Origin of the sequence: Streptomyces panacea (assembly GCF_040560175.1) — a bacterium.
Classification (GTDB): domain Bacteria; phylum Actinomycetota; class Actinomycetes; order Streptomycetales; family Streptomycetaceae; genus Streptomyces; species Streptomyces panacea.
This window is the reverse complement of record NZ_JARJHW010000149.1, coordinates 1-18,061: the sequence shown is the minus strand read 5'-3', so window position 1 is coordinate 18,061 and position 18,061 is coordinate 1. Positions and strand designations below refer to the sequence as shown.

The following is an 18,061-nucleotide window of genomic DNA, read 5'->3' as shown; positions in this document are numbered from 1 at the left end:
CTCGGAGATGTGTATAAGAGACAGCCGTACGCCCACCACCCCGAGCGCACCGACGTCCCCCAGCGCGACACCGACCGGAAGGCCGACCGCGACCACCCCGCCCGCCGTGACCACCCTGCGGATCGGTTCCTGGTCCGCCCGCGTCGTCCGCGGCGGCCAGGAAGCCGTCGACGCCTGCCGGGACGCCGTCCAGTGGACGGGCCCGGACCTCGGCACGGAGAACGGCTACGCGATGCGTACGGCGGTCGTCGTCGGCCACGACTTCTGCGGCTTCGGACAACTCGCGACGCTGCCGATCGGCACGGAGGTCACCGTGGATACCCCGCGCGCCACGCTCCGCTACCGCGTCTACGCCCGCCACCTCACCCCGGGCCGCGGCGCCCCGGCCCACGGCCTGTACTGGGGCGACCTCACGCTCCAGTCCTGCGTGGGCCCGGACACGGGGTTCACCTATCTGGTGCGGATGTGACGCGCGTACCCCCGTGTCCGATTCGTACAAGACCCGGTCCGACCAGCCTGTTTACGTTGTCCGTATGAGCGAGGACATGGACCCGCGGCCCGGGACGGAACAGAGCCGTCGAGCCATGCCCGGCCCACGTGGGCGCCGCCTTCGAAACGACGAGAGAGAAGGAGGGAGCCCGATGACCTCCCCCGAAGGATCCGACCTCACCGAACTGGTCAACGTCGGCCGCTCCGTGGCCGGCCACTTCGCGACCATCGGCGTCACCCGGATCGCGCAGCTGGCCGGCCAGGACCCGGTCGAGCTGTACGAGCGGATGTCCACGGCAGCGGGGCAGCGGCACGACCCGTGCCTGCTCGACACCGTGATGTCCGCCGTCGACCAGGCCGAAGGACTGCCGGGCCGCCCGTGGTGGCACTACACCCCCGAGCGCAAACGGCTCCGGGCCGGGCAGGGCGGCTGACAGGCGGGCCGTCGGCACCCGCGTCCTCGGCACCCGAGTCCTCGGCCGTACGTCGTCCGGGCGTCCCGACACAGTGGTCCGAGGTCCCCTCCCGAGGGCTTGCGGAGCGACACCATGTGCTCCAGCACGTCCAGCACGTCCGGCTCGTCCTTGAGGAGATGAACGCAGGTGGACAGTCTTGCCGACGTACTCGTCCCCGACGGCGTACGGCACTTGCTCCTGAGCCGTGAACCGGGCTTCGCCGAGGGGGAGTTGCGGACCGCCACGGCTCCCGGCCGGGCGCCGCGGGGTGGGTCGCGATGACCGCCGTGCGCGCCGACGCGGCCGTACGGGACCTCCTCGCCGACATCGAGACCCTCGTACGCTGCGAGTCGCCGTCGTCCGACCGCGAGGCCGTCGCCCGCAGCGCGGACGTCGTGACGGCGCTCGGACGTCGCCTGCTCGACGCCGAACCGGACCGAATCGTCACCGACGGGAGCACGCATCTGCGCTGGCGATTCGGCCGGACACCGCGCGTCCTGCTGCTCGGGCACCACGACACGGTGTGGCCCATGGGCTCGCTGGAGACTCACCCGTACTCCGTCCGCGACGGCGTGCTGCGCGGGCCGGGCTGCTTCGACATGAAGGCGGGCGTAGTGATGGCGCTGCACGCCGCCGCGTCGGTCCGTGGCCGGGCGGGGCTGTCGATCCTGATCACCGGCGACGAGGAGATGGGCTCGCCGTCGTCACGGAGCCTGATCGAGGCGGAGGCGCGCGGCTGCGAAGCGGTGTTCGTGCTGGAGCCGTCGGCCGACGGCGGGGCGCTGAAGTGCCGCCGCAAGGGCGTGTCCCTGTACCGGATCGACGTCGAGGGACGGGCCGCGCACGCCGGGCTCGAACCGGAGAAGGGCGTGAACGCCGGGGTGGAGATCGCCCACCAGATCCTCGCCGTGACCGCGCTCGCCGACCCGGCACGCGGCACGAGCGTCGTGCCGACCGCGCTGTCCGCCGGTACGACGACCAACACCGTTCCCGCCCGCGCGAGCATGGCGCTCGACGTACGGGTGTGGGACGCGTCGGAGCAGCGCCGGGTCGACCTGGCCGTACGCGAGATCCGCCCGGTACTGGCGGACGCGCGGATCCGCGTCATGGGCGGCATCAACCGCCCGCCGCTCCAGGCGGAGGCGTCGTCGGGGCTGTTCGCCCTCGCCACGTCACTCGCCGCCGGGCTCGGCCTCGGCACCCTCACCGCCGCCGCTGTCGGCGGCGCGTCGGACGGGAACTTCACCGCGGGCGTCGGGGTCCCCACACTCGACGGCCTGGGCGCGGTGGGTGGCGGGGCGCACGCGGACGACGAACACGTCGTGGTGGCCGAACTCCCGCGACGTACGGCGCTGTTGGCGGCCCTCATCGAAGCCGTGATCGACGACGGGCCCATGCCCGCCGACGGGGCGCGGCCGGCCGCCGACACCGGCTGATGTCACCGCGGCGTCCCGGGCCCACGAAGATCCACCGGACAGGACCCGGACCTGGCCCCGGACCCGGCCCTGGAGCACTTCCCGCCTCCGCTCACGGTGCGAAGGCGCGCCGCACGGTGAGCGCGAGTGCCGCGCGGCGGCGGGTGTGGTCGGACTCCGGTTCGTCCTTGCTCGCGGTGTACATGACGCTCGCCGGTGACCAGGTCATCGACATCGCGGTGACCATGGCGAGCACTTCCGCCGCCGGGATCGACGGATCGACGACACCCGCGGTCTGCGCGTCGGTGATGGACCGCAGTTTCTCGGCGTCGTGCCCCGTCATGAAGTGGTAGAGGTCCCCGGTCGGGGTGCGTTCCAGGCGGGCCCACGTGGCCAGGCGGACCAGTTCGGGATGGACGAGATACGCGTCGTAGAGCCGGACCGCGTAGCCGGGGAGATCGTCGCCCGTGACCGGGACCGTCCCGACGATCAGGTCCAGATGCTCCGCGAAGACGGCGTCGAACAGTCTGTCCTTGTTGCCGAAGTACGCGTACAGCTGCGCCTTGTTGACCTGGGCAGCGGCGGAGATCCGATCGACGCGGGCGCCCGCGATGCCGTAAGCGGCGAACTCCGCCGTCGCCGCGTCGAGCAGCCGGCGCCGGGACGCCTGGCCCGCGCTGGTGATCTGGCCCGTCTTCATGGCCCCAGGCTAAACCAACTGGTCAGTCGGCTCGTTTGCCCGTTCCCCTGCCCGTTCCACAGCCCGTTCCTCCGGCTGCCACCTCGGCCGTCCCCTCGGCCCTTCACTTGCTCATGTCCAGGACGAAGCGGTACCGGACGTCGTTGCGTGCGAGCCGGTCGAGCGCCTCGTTGACCTGGTCCGGGCGCATGATCTCCACATCGGCGACGATGCCGTGCCCGGCGCAGAAGTCGAGCATCTCCCGCGTCTCGGCGGTCCCGCCGCTCCCCGCGCCCGCCAGGGTCTTCGCGCCCTGGATGAGGCTGAACGGGCTGACCGTGAGGTCCCCCGGCGGGATACCCACCACACACAGCGTGCCGTCCATCGCGAGCGCGGACATGTACGGCTCCAGTGAGTGCGCGGCACCGACCGTGTCGAGGATCAGGTCGAAACGGCCCTTCTGCTCGGCCATCCGCTTCTCGTCCGTGGACAGCACCACGTCGTCCGCGCCGAGCGCGCGCGCCTCGTCCGCCTTGTCCGGCGTCCGCGTGAACTGGACGACCTCGGCGCCCAGATGGTGCGCGATCTTCAGCGCGAGATGGCCGAGCCCGCCCATCCCGACGATGCCGACCGTCCGGCCGGGCGCCGCGCCCCACCGCTTCAGCGGTGCGTACGTGGTGATGCCCGCGCACATCAACGGCGCGACGCCGGCCGGGTCGAGCCCTTCGGGCAGGTGGTACGTGAACTTCTCCGGCAGTACGTACTCCGAGGAGTAGCCGCCTCGCGTCGTCAGGCCGTCCTTCGGGTCGGTGTTGCCGTACGTCAGTGTCGGGAACCGCAGGCACCAGTTCTCGCGGCCGGCCAGGCACGGCGGGCAGACGCCGCAGGAGTCGATGATGTTGCCCACCGCGACCTTGTCGCCGACGGCGAATCGGGTCACGGCGGAGCCGACCGCGCTGATCTCGCCGACCAGCTCGTGGCCGGGCACGAGCGGATACTCGCCGCCGTGACTGATCGCGGTGATGTCGCTGGAGCAGACGCCGCAGTACTCCACCCGTACGGCCACGTCGTCGCCGAGCAGATCGCGGCGGGTGAAGTCCCAGGGCTCCAGCGGCCCGCCCTGGCGGTGCGCGGCCCATCCGGTGACGTTCCTCATGGGGTGGCTTCCCTTCAGAGACATGAACAACTAACTAGTTTGTTTTCGCGTGGTGAAACGTACCCACGCGACCCTCGATAGTCAAACAAACTAGTTTGTTTATGGCTGCTGCCGCCCCCGGCTCAGCGCAGAATCCCCGCCTGCCGCGCGTCCCGCAGCCACGACGGGAACTCCGACAGCAGCCGGTCGTACAGCTCCGGATCGGAGATGCTCTCGATGTCGTCGACGGAGAAGAAACCGACGTTGTCGACGCGGCGCCCCGCCATGGTGTCGAACCGCTGGAGCACGCCGTAGTTGGCCCGGCCGAGCCCGACGAACTGCCAGAACACCGGCTCCTCGACAGCCGCGCGCAGCTCCCGCTCGATCTCGCGGTCGCGGTACACACCGCCGTCGGAGAAGAACAGGACCAGCGTCGGCGCGGGCACGGGATTCTCGCGTACGTACGCGCGCACCTCCGCGATGACCTTCTGCTCCTCGTTCTGGAAACCGACCGCGCGCATGTCGACCTGCCCCGAGACCTGGCCCCTCGGTGGCTTCTTACGGCCGAAGAGACCCATCTGCCCCACCCGTACATGCAGCCTCAGCCACTCGGGCAGGTCGCCGATCGTCAGATCGGGCAGCCGGGCCGGGTTGGTGGCGAACGTCCACGCCTGCATCTCACCGTCGTCGTCCAGCTGCGCCGCCACGGCCGCCATCCGCTCGGCGACGTTCTTCACCACGCCGCGCGAGTAGAGCGCGGTCATCGAGCCCGAGGCGTCGAGGACCAGGATGACGCGGGCGACGACACCGGTGACGCCGTGCTTGTCCAGGCTGACCGCGACCTGCTCCTTGCGCAGCGAGAGCCGCTTGCGCATGTCGACGGGAAGCCGCTCCTCACCCTTGGTGAGCCGGGGACCGGGGGCGGAGCCACGGGACGCGGGGACGGCCGGTGCCCTCGGCGGCCGGACGGGCGCCGCCGGAACCGGCGGCGCCACCGGGGGCGGCGGCTCCGCGTCCACCGTGATGCCGAAGTCCGTCGCCAGCCCCGCCAGCCCGCTCGCGTACCCCTGCCCGACCGCCCGGAACTTCCACGCGCCGGCCCGCCGGTACAGCTCGCCGCTCACGTACGCGGTCTCCGTACCGGCCGCCATGTCGAAACGGGCCAGCTCCGCACCGGACGCCACGTCCAGCAGCAGCAGCCGCAGGCCGGGCACCTGCCCGAACGTCCCGCCGTCGGCGGACGCGCACAGCGCCACGCGCTCGATGCCGGGCTCCAGCGCGGCCAGGTCCACCTCCACCGAGTCGGCGCCGGGCCGCTTGCCGAGATGGCGTACGGCGTCCGAGGCATGGCGCGGCTGGTTGTAGAAGACGAAGTCGCCGTCCGAGCGCACCTGTCCCGTGTGCGTCAGCAGCAGTGCGGAGGCGTCCACGTCGGGGACGCCGGGCCCTGCCGACCAGCTGAGGACGGCCCGCACAGCGGGGACCGTCACCGGGATATTGGCACCTTTGCCGAGTGTCGTCACGGCAGCCAGTCTGCCCGCCGACGGATCCCAAGTCCCCGGACTTCGCAGACTCCACCGCGCCGCCCGTGCTCCGCCGCAGTACCGTGGCGGCATGGGTACATGTACAGATCTCGCCAACGCGACTACTGACGTGGCGCCCCTCTCGGCCACCGACGAATGCGTCGACTGCGTCGCCCTCGACCGCCGGGATTGGGTGCATCTGCGCCTCTGTCTCGACTGCGGCCACGTCGGATGCTGCGACAGCTCACCCCTGCGCCACGCGACCGAGCACTTCACGCAGACCGGTCATCCCGTCATGCGCTCCCTGGAGCCGGGCGAGGACTGGCGCTGGTGCTTCACCCACCAGCTGCTGGGCTGACCTCGCCGGACGCCGACCCGGCCGCTTCGGCCCCGGTCCCGGACCCGGTCTCGGTTCCGGACCCGGTCTGAGCCCCGGCGTCGTCCGCCGACTTCGAGTCGGCCGCCTCCTGCTCGATCGGAAGGCACACCTGGAAGCGGGTGTCGCCCGGCTCCGAGCTGACCCGAAGGTCACCGTGGTGCTTGTTGACCACGATGCGGTACGAGATGTCCAGACCGAGCCCCGTGCCCTCACCGACCTGCTTGGTGGTGAAGAACGGCTCGAAGATCCGCGGGCGTACGTCCTTCGCGATACCCACCCCCGTGTCCGCGATCTCGACCATCAGTCGCGTGTCCTCGCGCCAGGTGCGCACCGTGAGCGTGCCACCGTCGGGCATCGCGTCCAGGGCGTTGACGATCAGATTCGTCCACACCTGATTCAGCTCCGCGCCGTACGCCGGGATCGACGGCAGGTCCCGGTCGTACTCCCTGACCACCCGCACCCCCTCCGGGATCTTGGCCTGGAGCATGGTCAGCGTGGCGTCGAGCAGCGCGTGCACATCGACGATCTGGAGCGGTGTGCGGTCGAGCTGCGAGTACTGCCTGGCCGCCCCGACCAGCTCCGAGATCCGTTCCACGGAGTCGTCGATCTCGCCCATCATCAGCTCGGTGTCGATGTTGTACGTGATCCAGCGCACCGCCGCTTCGAAGTGCTCCGCGCCGATCGTCCGGGCCGCCCCCGCCAGCCACGGCACGTCGATGCCCGCGGCCACCAGCGACGGCGCCAGATCCCACGCCCCGGCGACGCCCTGCTCGTCCAGCCAGTCGCTGACGGTGTCCTCGGCGTCGGCGGCCTCCATCGCCGTCATGCTGACCCCAGCGGCCGCGTGCTGAACGGCGTCGTCCTGGAGGCCCACCAGACGGTGCAGACCGGCCCCGTCGATCCGGCCGTCGGCGATCATGGCCAGCTTGTGCCGCATGCCCGTGACCCGCTCACGCAGCCCCGCCGTCGCCCGCAGGGCCGCCGCGGCGGGATTGTTCAGCTCATGGGTGAGACCGGCGGACAGCGACGCCAGGGCCAGCAGCCGCTCCCGCTCGTTGACGATCGCGTTGGCCGCCCGCGTACCGAAGAACAGGCCCTCCAGCAGATGCAGCGCCATCGGGAACCAGGTCCGTACCGCGTACGCGAACTCGTCGGCCGGCAGCACGTAGAACTCCGCGTCACTGACCGCGCGCAGCGTGTGCGGGTACAACTGCTCGACCCGGTCGCCCAGATACGCGCGCGTGGCGCCGCTGTACACGCCCCGCTGGTCGGTCCTGGTGACCTCGATGTCGTCGCCGTGCAGGACCCGGTTGAGCGAGAGGGCCCCGCTGAGAAGGATGAAGAAGCAGGTGGCCGGCTCGCCCTCCTTGTACACGACCTCACCCGCCTCCCGCCGCTCGACCCGGCCGCGCTCGGCCAGCCAGTCGAGCTGATCGGGGCTGAGCGCCTCGAACAGGAAGAGTGTGCGCAAGTCGTCCGGTGTGAGCCGGTCCTCCGCTGGAATGGTCACTGTGCCTCCAGATAGCGGTGCACCAGGGAAACGGCCATGGCGCCTTCGCCGACGGCCGACGCGACGCGCTTGACCGACGCGGCGCGCACGTCACCCGCGGCGAAGACGCCCGGGACGCTCGTCTCCAGGTGGTAGGGATCGCGTGGCAGCCGCCAGCCCGCCGGGCGCCGCCCGCTCGTCAGGAGGTCCGTCCCGGTCACCACGAATCCGCGGTCGTCGCGCGTGACGGCACCGTCCAGCCAGTCCGTGTGGGGCTCGGCGCCGATGAAGACGAACAGCCACGACGTCGGCACGTCCCTGCTCTCCCCGGACCGGCTGTCGCGCAGGGTCAGGCTCTGCAGATGCCCGTCGCCCTCCGCGCAGGTCACCTCGGTCCACGGATGGATCTCGATGCCGGGGATGTCGTTGAGCTGGTCGATCAGATAGCTCGACATGGAACGCGACAGGTCGCCCTGGCGGATCAGTACATGGACACGTCGGGCGTAGCGGGAGAAGTACACGGCCGCCTGCCCCGCGGAGTTGGCGCCGCCGACGATGTAGACGTCCTGGTCGGAGCAGTTGACCGCTTCGGTGACGGTGGACCCGTAGAAGACACCCGTGCCGGTGAGTTCCTCCACGCCCACGGCGTGAAGGCGCCGGTAGTCGACCCCGGTGGCGAGGACCACGGTGTGGGCGGTGACGGAGTTCGCCTCTCCCAGGCGCAGCACCCGGCCCGAGCCCGCCGCGGTCAGGGCCACGGCCCGCTGGGTGCTGAGGATCTCCGCCCCGAACTTGAGCGCCTGGCGGCGGGCCCGCTCCGTCAGCTGCTGGCCCGAGACGCCGTCGGGGAAGCCCAGATAGTTCTCGATCCTGCTGCTCTGGCCGGCCTGCCCGCCGGTGGCCTGCTGCTCGACCAGCAGCGTACGGAGCCCTTCGGACGCGCCGTAGACGGCCGCGCCGAGACCGGCGGGGCCGCCGCCGACGACGATCAGGTCGTAGAAGTCGGAGGCCGGCACGGTGCTCAGCCCGACGTGCGCGGCCAGTTCCCGCTCGGAGGGGGACACCAGCGTCTTGCCGTCGGAGGTCACGACCATGGGCACGTCCGCCTGGGTGAGTCCGGCGGCGGTCAGCAGCCCGGTGCCCTCCGGTTCGTCCGAGAGCAGCCACCGGAACGGCACGAGGTTGCGGGCGAGGAAGTCACGTACGGCGAAGGACGGCGCGGACCACCGGTGGCCGACCACACGGGTCTCGGTGGCGACCGGATCGGGCGTGGCCAGCCACAGCTCCAGGAGCGAGTCGATCACCGGGTAGAGATTCTGCTCCGGCGGGCTCCACGGCTTCAGCAGATAGTGGTCGAGGTCCACGACGTTGATGGCGTCGATCGCGGCCTCGGTGTCCGCGTACGCGGTCAGCAGCACCCGACGGGCCAGCGGAAAGAGGTCCATCGCGGCCTCCAGGAACTCCAGGCCGTTCATACGGGGCATCCGGTAGTCGGCGAGCATGATCGCGAGCTGGTCCCCGCGCAGCTTGATCTCCCGCAGGGCCTCCAGGGCCTCCGCGCCCGACACGGCACGTACGACGCGGTAGCTCTCGCCGTACTGCCGCCGGATGTCACGGGCCACGGCCCGCGAGACGGCCGGATCGTCGTCGACGGTCAGGATTGTCGGATTCGCCATGTTTCCATCATCGCCCCGGACGGCCCGGGGTGCGGGGTCCTGTGGATAACCGCGCGGGGGGCGGGGCGGGGCGGGGCGCGCGGGTGCGGTGGACGGCGGTTGGGGGGCCGCCGTCCACCGCGGTCGCGAGGGCTCCGGAACACGCCCGGGGCCCGGTGACGGTCAGTGCGCGGTGTTGGTCTGCCAGACCACCGTGCCGTCGGCGGCGCGGATCACCACGTTCCCGTCCATGAGCACGATCAGCTTGGCGCGCGGATTCCCGGTCGTACGGGACTTCCACACCGGCCCGTCGTCGGCCCCGAGGACGACGAGGTCGCCGTCCTCCTGGAAGACCCCCCTGACTCCGCCGCTTCCCGCGGTGCCCGACTCCCAGACCTGCTGGTCGCGCTCGTTCAGGACGACCAGATTGCCGTCCTGCCGCATCACGAGCCGGGCCTTGTCCGTGCCGACGGACCCGTCCTCGGGGCGCAGGGTGTACGGCGCCTCCAGGATCAGGTCACCGTCGGGACCGCCGCCGCCGTTCAGCTTCCCGTCCGCGAGAGCCTCGATCGTCGAGAGCGAGGGGGAGAACGCGTACACCGCGCCCTCCGTCCTCACGAACTGCTCGAAGTGCACCTGGCGGCCCTTGAAGCTGACATCGGTAGCGGTGGAGACCAGCGGGTCCCGGCCGGGTGCCGGGGCGCGCTGCGGGAAGTTCGGCTCTTCGATCCAGTCCTTCTGGATGAACTCGAACTGCCTCACCAGGTCGGCCTGGTAGCAGACGAAGACCAGACCGCGCGGCGCGTCCGGGCCGTTGCCCGCACTGCCGGCGGGGTCGAACGGCTGGCCGTAGGGGATGCCGCGCCGCATGATGCGCCGCCCGTCGAGGCCGCCCTTCTCCGGGACGGTCTGCGTGTCGGTCGGCCTGACCAGCAGGCCGTCGCGCGGGCCGGTCTTGCGCAGGTGCGAGAACAGCGGGGTGATCTCACCCTCCAGGTCGTCGCGGTAGCTGATGTCGTTGTCCGACCACGCCTCCGCGTCGCTCGGGCTGTCCGCGTGCGGGCACTTCGACACCGGCGTGCCCGAACGCCAGCGGCCGACCAGCCGGGCGGCCAGCCACTCGGTCGTGGCCTCCGGTGGCACGACCTCCTGGAGCTTGAGCTCCTTCAGCCGCGCCCCGACCTGGGCCCACCAGCCGGGGACATCCTGCGCCAGACGCCGTACCACCTGGAAGGAGCCGTTACGCGCCCAGTCCGGGAGGTCGGTCCGCTTCCCGTCGTCCCGCTCGTGACCGACGACGAACTCGCCGGCCGGGATGATCCGGGTGCCGGGGCTGCCCTTCTTGTGCTCGGGCCTGTTCGGGTCGGGCGCGTCGAAGCCCTTGACCGCGGGCTCGCTGATGCCGTCCTTGAAGCCGAAGTGCTCCTTGCCCCGGCGGCTTCCTTCGAGGGTCCCGCCGTCCTGCTCGAAGACGATCACGACCTTGTGCCGGGCGGCCTCCTCGCGCTCCTCGGTCAGCGCGACGCGCAGGTCCCGGGGGCGGTCGGCGGCGACGGTGAGCACCGCGTGGACGGGCTGGCCCGTGCCGCTGCCGAACAGCCAGTGCTCCGGCGCGCACTGCCCGGTGTCGCCGAGCATCGCGGCCCGCGCGGCGGGGCCCTGCTTGAAGGCCTCCTGGGTGCTGCCCGACGGGACGGACGGGAAGGGATCACGCCCGGCCAGCAGCTTCAGCCCGGGATAGGTGAAACTGACGATCCGCCATACGGCGTTGAGCGCCTTGGGGTCGTCGCCGCCGGACTGCTTACGGGCCTTGCTGAACTCCGCGTTGAACGCGGCGACCTGCCGGGTCGTGGCGATCCGGGGCCGCAGCCGGCGCAGCCAGGTCCTGGCCTGCGCGTCGTTCTCGAACTTCAGTAAGAGGAGCTGGACATGGTCCTTCTTGGCTCCGGCGATGATGTCACCCTGGATCTCCCGGCTGGTGCGCAGCGGCAGATCGGCCCCGCCGCCGGACGGGTCGTACGTCGGCGGAGGCTCCGTCACGTAGGTCATGACCGGGCCCCGTCCGGCTCCAGGGAGATCCACTTGGCGACGCTCGGCACGCCCTCCTCGTTGAGGAGGAAGAGCATGTACCAGCCGGGCGGGGCGGCCTCGGCGGTGGGCGGAGCCTGAAGGTCCAGTTCGCCGCTGCCCTGCCGCTTGATCCGCAGCTCCAGGTGGCGCTGGCTGGTGTTGACCGAGTGGGTGGCGGTCGTGGGCGCCAGCAGCACGGCCCGCTTCACCTCGTCGGCGGTCGAGCTGGAGACGGTGAACCGCTCGTCGAAGGCGAGCGGCCGGGACGGGACGGAACCCAGCTGGGGGCGCGCGCCGTTGTGGAGATACGGCGGCTCGTACATCTCGATCGTGCCGTCGATGTCGTCCTTGATGTCCCGGTCGTTGGCGATCTGCTGCGCCTCGTCGCCGGTGACCATGACGCGGCCGTCGGGCAGCACCACGGCGTTCGAGTGGTATCCGCGCGGCAGCCGCTGGACGGGGCCGAGGCGCCAGTCGCCGTTCTCGTCCCGCAGCTCCGTGTGGCGGTACTTCAGGTCCGCGTTCGGGTTGTACTGCCCGTTGCCGTAGTCGCGGATGTCGTAGGAGCCGTTGACCGTGAGCAGATTTCCGGTGGGCAGCAGCAGGGTGTTGTCCTGCGTACGGCCGAAGGCCCGCGCCTCCTTCGTCTTCCACTTGCCCGCGGCGAGCTGGTAGGTGTTCGGGTCCGTGCGGTCGCCGCCGAGGACCAGGACGGAGTCCGGGCCGCGGAAGCCGCCGGGGAGCGGAACGGCGGAGCCGTAACCGCGGTCGACGGCGCCCGGCCGCTGCGCCAGATCGCTCCGGGTCTCCTTGACCGGATCGAACAGCCACTGCTGGTCGTGGCTGCGGCCGAGGCCGTAGATGTTCCCGTCGCGCAGGCTGAACAGGTGCGGGTAGTCGAGCTTGTACGGGGCGTCCGCGCCGAAGCGGTCGACGGGCCGGAAGCGGGGGAGGTCGGTCTTGCGGTACGGAACGGGGTCCCGCAGCGCGGGGAAGCGCTCCACGATCGGGGTGGGCGTGCCCCAACCCAGCTCGGACTGGCCGGACATGATCAGCATCCGGCCGTCGGGGCCGGTGACGACGCTGGGATACCAGCGGCCCACGGACATGTCCTCATTCATCGCCCAGGTCTCGCTCCACGGGTCGAAGACGAAGGACAGCTTGGCGCCCGAGCCGCCGTTGCCGCCGAGATTGCCGCCGAAGACACCGAGCATCCCGTTCGGCAGGAAGGCGTGGCCCGCGCAGAAGAGGGGCGCGGGGCGGGAGACGCCCGTGCTGTCGGGCATCGTGACGGCGGGCGGGGTGACCTTCTTGAAGGCGTTGGCGCCGGTGCCCTTCTCGGGGTCCCAGAGGTAGGCGCGGCCCCGGTTGGCCGCCCCGACGATCTGAGTGGGGGCCGTCTCCTTGGTGGGGTCGGTCTCGATCCGCTCGAAGGAGAAGAGGAGCACCTTGCCGGTCGGCAGCTGGGCGACGTGGACGCCGAAGTCCGGTGAGTCGAAGTACTCCTTGAAGGCGCCGAAGTCCGACGCCTTGTACTCCCTGTTGGTCTTCTCCTGGCTCTCGGTGAGTGCCTTCAGCCGGGCGGTGCGAGTCGCCTGCGGATAGGTGCCGAGGTCCGCGGCGCCCTGCCGGGTGGTGGCGTGCTCCTCGGCGTGCTCGCGGCCGAGCATCGCCACTTCGGCGGGATCGACCGCGGGGGCCGCCGCCTTCCCGGCGGGGTCGGCGCCCGCCCCGGTGGAGTGCTCGTGGTGGCCCTCGCCGCTGTGAGCGACGACGGGGGCGGCACCGACGAGAGTCGAGGCGGCGAGGGCGCTGACGACAGCGCAGGCCGCCAGCGTGTTGGACAGCCTTGTGCGAGAGCGGGGATTTCTCATGCGGCTCGGTCCAGGTCCTTTCCGGGGTGGGTGAAGCACGCGGTACGGCGGTGCCGTACCCGGAGCGAATGACTACTCGCAGTAATCAATGCTGGCGGTGCCCGGTGGGAAAGGTCCAGAAAAACGAGCCATGTTGCCTCTATGGAGGTAACAGGCAGCTCATAGGGTTCGCCCTCCGCGCGCACGCCCGGCGCGCGGTCCGGCCGCCGCACGCCAAGTCGGCGTCTGGCGCGAGCTGTTGACAAACCCGCGACATGCTTGAAAACTCTGACTGCCTGATCGCAGGACCTGAACGGTGAAGCTCAATTCTTCGCTGTTCTCTTGCAAGATTGGGGCAGTCGTTCTGTCCCGTTTGATCGTGGTCCTGCCGTCCACCCCCACCACGGACCAGGCACCGCTCACTCTGTCGACCCCACGGAAACAGAGGACACCATGAAGTCGAAGCACCTGAGACGACGGCTGATCTCCGGTATGTCCATGACCGGCCTGCTCGTCGTCGGACTCCTGCCCGCCGCCTCCGCCTCGGCGGCCGGCGCTCCCACGAAGGCCGACCACGCGCCGGCGCGCTCGGCCGCGGCCGAGCGCGGAGCCACCCTCCCGTACACCGAGTACGAGGCCGAAGCGGCCGACTACGACGGCACGTTGCTGGAGGCGGACGCGAAGCGCACCTTCGGGCACACCAACTTCGCCAGCGAGTCGTCCGGCCGCGAATCGGTGCGGCTGGACAACTCCGGGGAGTTCGTGGAGTTCACCTCCACCAACGCGGCGAACTCGATCGTCGTACGCAACTCCATACCCGACGCCCCGGGCGGTGGCGGCATCGACGCCACCCTCAGCCTCTACGCCGACGGCGCCTTCGTACAGAAGCTGGATCTGTCGTCCAGGCACAGCTGGCTGTACGGCGACACCGACGACCCCGAGTCGCTGACCAACACGCCCCAGACGGACGCCCGCAGGCTGTTCGACGAGTCGCACGCGCTGCTGGAAAGGAGCTATCCGGCGGGCACGAAGTTCAAGCTCCAGCGCGACGCGGAGGACACCGCCCCGTTCTACATCGTCGACCTGGTCGACCTGGAGCAGGTGGCGCCCCCGGCGCCCAAGCCGGCCGAGTGCGCCTCGATCACCGAGTACGGGGCCGTCCCCGACGACGGGAACGACGACACCAAGGCCATCCAGGACGCGGTGACCGCCGACCAGAACGGCGACATCGACTGCGTATGGATCCCGGCGGGCCAGTGGCGCCAGGAGCGGAAGATCCTGACCGACGACCCGCTGAACCAGGGGCAGTACAACCAGATCGGGATCAGTGACGTCTCGATCCGCGGCGCGGGTATGTGGCACTCGCAGCTCTACACGCTCACCGAGCCGCAGAACGCGGGCGGGATCAACCACCCGCACGAGGGCAACTTCGGCTTCGACATCGACGACAACACCCAGATCTCCGACATCGCGATCTTCGGCTCCGGCCGGATCCGCGGCGGCGGGGGCGCTGAGGGCGGAGTGGGCCTCAATGGCCGCTTCGGCAAGAACACCAAGATCTCCAACGTCTGGATCGAGCACGCCAACGTAGGTGCCTGGGTCGGCCGCGACTACGACAACATCCAGGCGCTCTGGGGCCCCGCCGACGGCCTCCAATTCAGCGGAATGCGGATTCGCAACACATACGCCGACGGCATCAACTTCACCAATGGCACGCGCGATTCGCAGGTCGACAATTCGTCCTTCCGCACCACGGGTGACGATTCGCTCGCCATCTGGGCCAACCGGTACGTCAAGGACCCGGCGGTGGACATCGCGCACGACAACTCGTTCACCAACAACACCATTCAGCTGCCCTGGCGGGCGAACGGCGTCGCGATATACGGCGGTTACGGCAACAAGGTGCAGAACAACCTGATCGCCGACACCGCCAACTATCCCGGCATCATGCTGGCGACCGACCACGACCCCCTGCCTTTCTCCGGCGAGACCCTGCTCACCGGAAACGCGCTCCACCGCACCGGCGGCGCCTTCTGGAACGAGGACCAGGAGTTCGGCGCGATCACGATCTTCCCGGCGAGCCGGGACATCACCGGAGTCAAGATCAGGGACACCGAGATCTCGGACTCCACCTATGACGGCATTCAGTTCAAGAACGGCGGCGGCAACGTACCGGACGTGGAGATCGGCAACGTGACGATTCACAAGTCCAACAACGGCTCCGGCGTCCTGGCGATGGGCGGCGCCCGCGGCAGCGCGGCGCTGACCAACGTGACCATCACCGGCTCGGCCGAGGGTGACGTCCTCGTCGAGCCGGGATCGAGCTTCGTGATCACCGGCGGCCCCGGCACCAAGCAGGCCGTCAACTAGGCCCCGGCCCCCGACCCCTGGTTCACAAATATGGGCTTTTAGGTACATATCCCTAGGTCGCGAGCCCGCTCGGCGCCTTCCGTACCGCTCCGCGAGGGGAGCGGTGGAAGGCGCCGAGTCGTCGGCGTAGTCACTCCATGACGTCACGTGCCCGAGGGAACCGCTTCGCGGGTATCGGGCACAGCGGCGCCCGGTCCCCTCCCGAACCCTCCGCCCCCGAACCCTCCGCGGAAACCTTCGCCGGAGGGCGGCGCCGCATTCACGTGACGGGGGGCCGGGTCGAATGCGCGCGTGGACAAAGGGTGTTGGCGGGCTGTCGACAGTGAATTCGCCCAGGGGTGGGCACCTCGCCTCCACTTCGCCGCGATCCACATAAAGTAATCATTTGTCCGCTTTGCGGGGTGGGTCGTTATGGGTATTTCGCGCCTAACTTGTCCCTTTCTGGATGGTGTTGTGTATGCGTGGTTGCGTTGAATGCCCGTGATGTGTGTCACAGGGGCGGCGGGTCACGCGTTCCGCCCGACTGGCCACTTCCCGCACTGGAAAAGAAAGTTGAGACCTGAATCGCCGGGCAGGAATTCGGATTGATCTCCACCGGACCCGTGAATGGCATGGTGCCGTGAATTCAGGACTTGTTTCGCCCGGACGTTCTCGCTTACGTTCTCGTCATTCCGGACGGAACGCCGAATCCTGCCGCCGTCCGGAAACCGCATCCAACCATTCACGTACGGCAGGAGCGGGGGACCCAGGTAAGTCGCCGATCCGGAACACCGGACCGGCTCGGGGTGAAGCCGCGCCCACAGCGCGGCCGGGCATCTCCCGCCCGAACCCGACAGCTCACCTCGCAGGCGACGGAGAGGACCTCGTCATGCCCGCACAGGGTAAGCACCGCCGTTCCCGCACCATCCCGCTCGCCCACCGGCTCATCGCCGTCGGCACGGGCGGCGCCGCACTCGCCCTGCCCCTGGTGACCGCCACCACGGCCGGCGCCGCGCCCGCCCCGCAGCACGTCGCGGCGGCCCCGTCGGCCGTCACCGCCGCCCAGAAGGTGACCCACACCGTCGTGAAGGGCGAGTCGCTGGCCAAGATCGCGGACGCCCGTTCCGTGAGCGGTGGCTGGAAGGCGCTGTACAAGACCAACCGCGACACCGTCGGCGACAACCCGTCGCTCATCCGCCCCGGCCTGAAGCTGAAGCTCGCCGGAAAGCCCAAGGCAGCCGCCGCCCCGACCGCCTCGGCCAAGGAAGCCTCGGCCAAGCCCGCCGAAGCCGTCCAGGCCGCCGCGAAGTCCTACACCAACGACCTCGACGGCTGGATCCGGGAGGCGCTGGACGTCATGGCGCAGAACGGCATCCCCGGCTCGTACGACGGCATCCACCGCAACATCATGCGCGAGTCCGCGGGCAACCCCCAGGCCATCAACAACTGGGACTCCAACGCCGCGGCCGGCATACCGTCGAAGGGCCTGCTCCAGGTCATCGACCCGACGTTCGAGGCGTACCACGTGCCCGGCACGTCGACCGACAGCTACGACCCGGTCGCCAACATCACCGCGGCGTGCAACTACGCGGCCGACCGCTACGGCTCGATCGACAACGTCAACGGCCCCTACTAAGAGGCGGTATCACCACCTCGCGCGACTCTCGGGCCGCGTCTGTCCCTCCCTCGCCGGCCGGGCCGCACACGCGGCCCGGCCGGCGAGCGGCGTGAGGCGCCCCGGACCGGAACCGCGGAGCTCAGGACAGCCCCTGGGTAAGGATCTCGCCCCGCGCCACCAGCCAGTCCATCGCCGACGGGCACACGTCGAGCACCGAGACATGCCCGTCCTCGGGCCGCACCCACAGCTCCGCGCGGGGGAGAGCGGCGAGCATCCACTCGGCGTGCGCGGGTGGTACGACCCGGTCGAGGCTGCCCTGCACGAGCAGTACGGGCGCGGCCACCTCCGCAAGGTCGAAGCCCCACGCGGTGGCGAAGGCGACATCGTCGTCGATCAGCCCGTCCGCCCCGGCCTGACCCGCCTTCCCCGCGTCGGCCCCCAGCGACGTCCACGTGCCCGCCAGCGCCGCGAAGTCGGCGGAGGTGAAGCTCGACGGGTCGAACTCGTCCGTCGCCGCGTACAGTTCGCGCGCCTCGCGCCCGTCGGCGGCGGCCCGCAGGCCCCCGGGCGAGGTCATCCCCTCGTACCAGTCGAAGTCCCGCGTGTACGGCGCGATGCCCGCCAGGCAGGCCACACCCGTCACCCGGTCCGGCAGCAGCGCGGCGCACGCCAGCGCGTGCGGCCCACCACCGGACGCCCCCATCACCGCGAACGACCCCACGCCGAGAGCGTCGGCGATCCGGGCCACGTCGTCCGCCGCCGCGGCCACGTTCCGGCCCGGCAGCGGGCTGGAACCTCCGTAACTGGGGCGGCCGTACGTCACCAGCCGGATACCGCGCGCCGCCGCCGCGGTGAGCAGCGGCTCCAGCGGTGCGCCCGTCTGCGGCGAGCCGTGGTGCCACACGACGGTGAACCCGCCCCCGGCACCCCCGCCACCACTGTCGTACGCCCG

General features: G+C 70.5%; 14 protein-coding genes and 1 riboswitch. Of the genes, 6 read left to right on the top strand and 8 right to left on the bottom strand.

The window, feature by feature from the left end:
* Window positions 1-106 precede the first annotated feature (106 nt).
* From P3L51_RS27335 to P3L51_RS27325, 3 genes are all read left to right on the top strand, one after another.
* On the top strand, window positions 107-469 hold the full coding sequence (locus P3L51_RS27335) for a sortase family protein (RefSeq protein WP_354607966.1): 363 nt from the start codon (window positions 107-109) through the stop codon (window positions 467-469).
* Window positions 470-641: 172 nt separating this feature from the next.
* A complete protein-coding gene (locus P3L51_RS27330) occupies window positions 642-923 on the top strand; it encodes a helix-hairpin-helix domain-containing protein (RefSeq protein WP_354607965.1) in 282 nt (93 codons plus the stop codon).
* 299 nt (window positions 924-1,222) lie between these two features.
* On the top strand, window positions 1,223-2,380 hold the full coding sequence (locus P3L51_RS27325; RefSeq protein ID WP_354607964.1) for a M20 family metallopeptidase: 1,158 nt from the start codon (window positions 1,223-1,225) through the stop codon (window positions 2,378-2,380).
* A gap of 91 nt (window positions 2,381-2,471) precedes the next feature.
* Here P3L51_RS27325 and P3L51_RS27320 read toward each other — a convergent pair whose 3' ends face one another.
* The 3 genes from P3L51_RS27320 to P3L51_RS27310 all read right to left on the bottom strand — a co-directional run bounded on the left by P3L51_RS27320 (window position 2,472) and on the right by P3L51_RS27310 (window position 5,696).
* On the bottom strand, window positions 2,472-3,059 hold the full coding sequence (locus P3L51_RS27320; RefSeq protein ID WP_354607963.1) for a TetR/AcrR family transcriptional regulator: 588 nt from the start codon (window positions 3,057-3,059) through the stop codon (window positions 2,472-2,474).
* A gap of 103 nt (window positions 3,060-3,162) precedes the next feature.
* The gene (locus tag P3L51_RS27315; RefSeq protein WP_354607962.1) at window positions 3,163-4,194 is read right to left on the bottom strand and encodes an NAD(P)-dependent alcohol dehydrogenase; all 1,032 of its coding nucleotides are present in this window, start codon (window positions 4,192-4,194) and stop codon (window positions 3,163-3,165) included.
* Between the two features lie 122 nt (window positions 4,195-4,316).
* Window positions 4,317-5,696, bottom strand: a complete 1,380-nt coding sequence (locus P3L51_RS27310; protein ID WP_354607961.1) for a VWA domain-containing protein — start codon at window positions 5,694-5,696, stop codon at window positions 4,317-4,319.
* 91 nt (window positions 5,697-5,787) lie between these two features.
* On the opposite strand from P3L51_RS27310, the gene P3L51_RS27305 reads away from it, so the two are divergent.
* Window positions 5,788-6,054: a UBP-type zinc finger domain-containing protein gene (locus P3L51_RS27305; RefSeq protein ID WP_354607960.1), complete on the top strand. Its 267-nt coding sequence runs from the start codon at window positions 5,788-5,790 to the stop codon at window positions 6,052-6,054.
* On the opposite strand, the gene P3L51_RS27300 is transcribed toward P3L51_RS27305, so the two are convergent.
* The 4 genes from P3L51_RS27300 to P3L51_RS27285 form a co-directional block, all read right to left on the bottom strand.
* The gene (locus tag P3L51_RS27300) at window positions 6,032-7,579 is read right to left on the bottom strand and encodes an ATP-binding protein (RefSeq protein ID WP_354607967.1); all 1,548 of its coding nucleotides are present in this window, start codon (window positions 7,577-7,579) and stop codon (window positions 6,032-6,034) included. The two genes, P3L51_RS27305 and P3L51_RS27300, sit on opposite strands and share 23 nt — an antisense overlap.
* 2 nt (window positions 7,580-7,581) lie before the next feature.
* The gene (locus P3L51_RS27295) at window positions 7,582-9,240 is read right to left on the bottom strand and encodes an NAD(P)/FAD-dependent oxidoreductase (RefSeq protein WP_354607959.1); all 1,659 of its coding nucleotides are present in this window, start codon (window positions 9,238-9,240) and stop codon (window positions 7,582-7,584) included.
* Between the two features lie 162 nt (window positions 9,241-9,402).
* Window positions 9,403-11,268 carry a Dyp-type peroxidase gene (locus P3L51_RS27290; protein ID WP_354607958.1) on the bottom strand — a complete coding sequence of 622 codons (1,866 nt, stop codon included), beginning with the start codon at window positions 11,266-11,268 and terminating at the stop codon, window positions 9,403-9,405.
* Window positions 11,265-13,163 (bottom strand): galactose oxidase early set domain-containing protein, encoded by a 1,899-nt coding sequence (locus tag P3L51_RS27285; RefSeq protein ID WP_354607957.1) that lies wholly within the window; start codon window positions 13,161-13,163, stop codon window positions 11,265-11,267. The genes P3L51_RS27290 and P3L51_RS27285 overlap by 4 nt, the downstream gene beginning before the upstream one ends.
* A gap of 432 nt (window positions 13,164-13,595) precedes the next feature.
* Here P3L51_RS27285 and P3L51_RS27280 point away from each other — a divergent pair, with 432 nt between their 5' ends.
* Both P3L51_RS27280 and P3L51_RS27275 read left to right on the top strand, forming a co-directional pair.
* Complete coding sequence (locus P3L51_RS27280; RefSeq protein WP_354607956.1) at window positions 13,596-15,512, top strand: right-handed parallel beta-helix repeat-containing protein; 1,917 nt, start codon at window positions 13,596-13,598, stop codon at window positions 15,510-15,512.
* A gap of 697 nt (window positions 15,513-16,209) precedes the next feature.
* Window positions 16,210-16,376: riboswitch (cyclic di-AMP (ydaO/yuaA leader) on the top strand.
* Between the two features lie 4 nt (window positions 16,377-16,380).
* Complete coding sequence (locus P3L51_RS27275) at window positions 16,381-17,127, top strand: LysM peptidoglycan-binding domain-containing protein (protein WP_354607955.1); 747 nt, start codon at window positions 16,381-16,383, stop codon at window positions 17,125-17,127.
* A 121-nt stretch (window positions 17,128-17,248) separates the two neighbouring features.
* Here the strand turns inward: P3L51_RS27275 and P3L51_RS27270 are convergent.
* Window positions 17,249-18,061, bottom strand: an 813-nt coding sequence (locus P3L51_RS27270) for an alpha/beta fold hydrolase (protein ID WP_354607954.1), incomplete at its 5' end; no start/stop codon positions are given.